Below are 4,986 nucleotides of genomic sequence, written 5' to 3' on the forward strand. Positions count from 1 at the left end.
ATGAAAACTTGTGTTTCCAGAGAATAAAGTTTCATCTAAGGATTGCTATTTTTTAGCTAATTAGCAACAGCACGCATTTCAAACACTGATTTTAGCGTATAATTTGACTATCTTTGCACTTAGCCTTTACCCCTCTTAAAAGCAGTCATGGTAAGGGTTTCCTTGTTTTCGGAGATGTCTAATAGTATCAGGACTTACGCAACTGGCACATGGGTAGGGTGTGTCATACTGCTTAAATCTGGCAAATAAACGGATTCTTGATATCTGACGCACCCTAGAACAGATTCTTGGTGTGACACTTGCATAAGTCCTAAGTATAAATTTCGATTCGCTGAGAGATTTATCAAATATTTTAACAAAATCTGCGAAAGTCCCTATTCTCAGTGAAGATAGAGAGAAAGTATCATCTAAGGCATTTGCCTGTGAGTACAGAAGCCCAAACTCCCTATGGTAAGGTTTGGGTAGTTTACCCAATTAATTTACTAATTTCATCTAACTTCTGTACCAATATTGCTTGCAAAGATTGCAACTGCTCACGACTAGCATTAGCTAATGTCGCTTCAGACAAACCACTGCTGACTTTTTGAAGAACTGCTTTTATTTCTTTTGATTCAGATGATTCTTGTATTAAATACCTAGCTTTAATATTTTTAATTAAATCCCGTGTCTCAGGTACGGTTAAATTTTCTTTTAGTACCTGTTCTGTTGCTGTTATTCTTTCTCTAGCTGCTTCTTGTTCAGAAATTTTTAAAGTTTTTGATGATAATGTTGCTAACGCCAAAGCATGTGCGCCTTTCAGGCCTTGTTCACGAATTGCTTTTTTTAAATCTTCTGGCAAAGATAACATTGGTAAGAGATTAGACTTAACAGAAGCAGGATTTAACCCAAACTCCAAAAACACCAAAAATAAAGCTTGCTCCTCTCCAATAATGCCTAGTGCTTCCAAACCTTTTTGCTGCTCCTCACTACTGGCAGCCAATAATTTTGTTAATTCCTTAACTTGATGATTACGTTCAATACGCTTAATTACAGCAGCCAGACTTGTAGTAATTTCATCTAATTCTAAACCAGTTGCTTTCGTTATCTCCTTAAATATTGCTTCTGCCTTATCTAGTGGATTTAAATCTTCAAAACCTAAAAAAGTTAACAGTGATGATTGATCTAAATCCTCTGGTTCAGGTACGATTAATGCTCGAATTGTCTCCCATCCTAATACCTTAGCTCCTTCCCAACGTAACTGCCCATCCAAAAGCATATAACGACCATGATGGTCAGGAACTAAAATTACTGGTGTAATCTGTCCATGTTTTTTAAGTAATCTGGCTTTTGCCTGAATAGATTCTTGTGTAATTGTTTGCCTTGGTTGGTTAGGATTAGGCTCTATGAGATTTATATCAATTGCAATATCACCTACTTGGGTTTGCAATTGTTCGCGCAGTTTGCTAATTTCTGTCTCTAGTTCTGGAGATTGCAAGGCTCGTAATCTTTCTACTTCTGCTTGCAATTCCATAATTTTCTGTTCTTGATCTGTTTTCTGAACTGCGCCTTTAAATTTATCACTGATTTGCGGTAATCCTTTGCCCATCTCAACCTCAATGTTAATTAATGCTGATAATGCTGATATTAGTGCTGCTAGAGAATAAGGTTGAAATTAACTTTTCTCCTCTTCTTACTTTTTGCTTTCTTCAATGTTTTTCCTTAATTAATGCAATTACATCATCAACAATTAATTTAAAATCTTTGCAAGCTGGATGTTTGGGACGGTATTTGTGTAATGGTAAACCAAAAGCACTCGCATTTTTAAATTCGTTAGAACTCCGAATTTGCGGATATAACTTAATTCCTAATCTCTGTGCAATCGCAGGTAACTGTGCTAAATATTGTCTGTGCATAGCTACTGCTCCGTTATACATACTCGGAACAAACCCTAAAATCGGTGGACGTGGTTCAAGTTGTAGCTCGTCACTTGTAGAAATGCACCATTCAACTAACTCTGCTGAACCAGAAATAGCTTTCATCTCCAACTGTACTGGAACTAAAACATGAGTAGCAGCAGCTAAAGCGTTAACGTTTAGCATACCCAATGTTGCTGGACAGTCCAAAATAATTAAGTTATGAGGCAAAGGATATTTATTTAATTTGTCAGCTAAACTGTATTCTCCACGCTTTCTAATCACTAATTCATTAGCCATGTCTGCCAATAAAGGATGTCCTTGACACACCTCAACTTTAGAATCCCAAACGGGAACTAATGACCAATCACCTTTAAAATCTTTAGAAAGCACTTCTACCGTAGTTAAATTTGCTTCGGCTGCTGGTAAGCCACAGAACACATCCAATGAACGTTGGGGATCTAAATCTAATATCGCTACTTTATAACCCCGTTTACTAACTTCGTAAGCAATATGTGTGCTAATGGTAGATTTACCGACTCCACCAGCGTTAGCCAGAAGCGCGAGAACTATCTGTTTCATAAAAAAATACTTATGCTTGGCTTCAATATATCAAGTTCTTGTCGGATTTTAAAATTCGACAAGCAGAAGTTTGAGAATGTTAATAAATTGTCGGATTTCAAAATTCGACATTGAGGTAATTGTAAAGGCAAAATCAAATTACTCAAATAGCTCTTGATATTGATAAGCAAATCGAGAATAATCTTCACTCGAAACAGGTTGAGCGTAAATAGCTTGATTGCGAATTGCTTGCATCTGCTCAGACTCTCGTTCCATCGCCGGGGTAAATAGCGATCGCTGTTTCAACAAATCCTCAAACTCAATTCGCCCTGGTCTACCTTGGGCAAAAGCCCTTTCAGCGCAACGACGCACAGCATTACCAATTTCTGCGGGAGTACAAATTCTATACTCAATTAACAACCTGCGCCATTGCTCATCACTCCAAGGCGAATTATTACCTCGAAAAGCTGAAAAATACTTAGCTAAATGCAAATTGAAAACTTCATATCTAGCCCCCTCATGGGGTAAATCTACAAAAAACACATCATCAAAACGACGCACCAATTCCGCAGGTAACATTTCTAGACGGTTAATAGTAGCAACAGTATAAACAGGCTCTTGATGCTCCTGCATCCAAGTCAACAACGCCGCAGATAAACGCCGTGCCACACCACCATCTGCATTCGAGTCCCAGCCAGCAAAACCCTTATCAAAATCATCCCAGTAGAGAACGCAGGGAGCAAGGGATGTTACCAAAGCGATAAATTCTTTGAAGGCTCTGTCAGGATGAGGACTACCTAATAGAACACCCCAGTTAGCTGCCAACAACGGCAAGCCCAATTTCTTGGCTGCTAACTTAGCGGATAAACTTTTACCCGTGCCTGGTGGCCCCCATAACAACATTCCTGTGGGAAACTTCAAGTTATATTTTTGTGCTTCTGGTTGCAATAAACAAGTGATAGTTTTTAACCGTTTTGAGAGCAAATCTAAACCCCCAGCTGAAGGTACATCCGCTTGGGCTATGTACTCTAAACCCCGTCCTCGTAATTTGTTAACTTTATGCTCAAGAACTAATTGGGCGATTTTCTCAAGTTGCTCTGTAAAACCTAAACCTTGCTTTAGTAGCATCCTTATTTCACCTACAGGCAAACCCTGACAAGCACGAATAAGCATTTGCATTGTTTGGTTTCTTGAAACTTGAAACCTCCCATTACTCCTCTTAAAACTTGAAACTGTATTTGATGAAGGATGACTATTATCTAAAATCGAATGCGTATCTAAATCTGAATGTGTATTTAAAACCGACTGCGAACAACAATCAAAAAACTGCTGTACAATCAGTTCTACCTGCTCTTGATTTGGTAGTGGATGAGACAGCACCGGAATCAAAGGCTGTAATTCTAAAGGTAGTTGAACGTAAGTTTCTAATAATACAAAGTAAATATCTTGCTGACTCCACAAAGCTTGATGATAAGCATTCAGTAGTTGATAACTCAGTTTTTGACTAATTTTGCTATTTTCATCTTGCTGTAGCATCCCTTCCAATAAATAAATACCTGGTTGATAGTCTGTCAAAAGATACTGAAGAATATTCTGGTTTTTACCCCTGTCAGTTGGCTGTAAAATGTACTGACCTTGGTGCTGAATTAATTGCTGTAGTTCACAGTAACCGGGATTCCAGAGAAAAACTGACAAAGACCATTCCTCACCCCAGTCGTAAAACTGCTGTAAAATCTGCATTCTGTCAGGTGTATGATATTCCACAGCCACAATTGCCGTATTTTGGTTAGCTAAGGTAGGCCAGTCTGTCAATTTCATAAGTTTGATGTGAATGACTTACTTTCCCCTTGTAGAGTAAATCGATTACTAATGCCTTAGCCTTTTGGATAATTGCCAGTATCCTGTTGGCTATGTTTATTCACACTTACCCGACTTCTATTCAGTAAAGCAGGGATAATGTTCATAGTGCCATTTTTCACTTGTTTTTGAGTTGAACTATGTATTGCTATATAGCAAAGCGTAACAACCTAAACTATCGCATATATTCATGTTGGCATTTGGTGATAGTTTTGTAAATCTCTGTCTAATGACCAGATAAACACTTCACTCAAGGGGAAGAGTTTGCAAGATTTACGAAATTCTTCAATGATGCTGAGATCACCGAAGCTTGTTCCTTCCTGCTTATCAGGAGCTTTGTTCTTGCCAGCCTGATCCGGAAACTCATCAATCCACAGCAATATCTCTGCCGTGTTCGGGAACGCAGTAGGCCGCCAGGGGGCTTCTCCATTGAATGCAGCTTTTACTTGTTCAACAAAACGTATGGCTATTTTTTTTCGCACCGTGCCGTCCCCGTTTTGGGCAATGTGGTTACCTGTTTCGAGTATCGTTGCCATAGGCAACAAAAAAGTACAGCCAGATTGAGCATACTTATATCTTGCACCTAACGGGATACCCTGAGAAAAAGCAAACAAATGCAACCACAAAAGGAAGGATAAGACAGAGGAATAAGATGAAATAAAAAGAACAAACAAAT

4 protein-coding genes are annotated in these 4,986 nt (G+C 38.6%); all 4 read right to left on the bottom strand.

Going from position 1 to position 4,986, the window contains the following annotated elements; all coding sequences use genetic code 11:
* Positions 1 to 466: 466 nt before the first annotated feature.
* Complete coding sequence (locus H6G73_RS24000) at positions 467 to 1,585, bottom strand: ParB/RepB/Spo0J family partition protein (protein WP_190609033.1); 1,119 nt, start codon at positions 1,583 to 1,585, stop codon at positions 467 to 469.
* Between the two features lie 100 nt (positions 1,586 to 1,685).
* Positions 1,686 to 2,474, bottom strand: coding sequence for a ParA family protein (locus H6G73_RS24005; RefSeq protein ID WP_190609036.1), 789 nt, complete (start codon positions 2,472 to 2,474; stop codon positions 1,686 to 1,688).
* A 138-nt stretch (positions 2,475 to 2,612) separates the two neighbouring features.
* Positions 2,613 to 4,271, bottom strand: a complete 1,659-nt coding sequence (locus H6G73_RS24010; protein ID WP_190609038.1) for an ATP-binding protein — start codon at positions 4,269 to 4,271, stop codon at positions 2,613 to 2,615.
* A gap of 227 nt (positions 4,272 to 4,498) precedes the next feature.
* Positions 4,499 to 4,984: a hypothetical protein gene (locus H6G73_RS24015; RefSeq protein WP_242034305.1), complete on the bottom strand. Its 486-nt coding sequence runs from the start codon at positions 4,982 to 4,984 to the stop codon at positions 4,499 to 4,501.
* Positions 4,985 to 4,986 lie beyond the last annotated feature (2 nt).

The sequence above is a fragment of the Richelia sinica FACHB-800 genome (assembly GCF_014698825.1).
GTDB lineage: Bacteria > Cyanobacteriota > Cyanobacteriia > Cyanobacteriales > Nostocaceae > FACHB-800.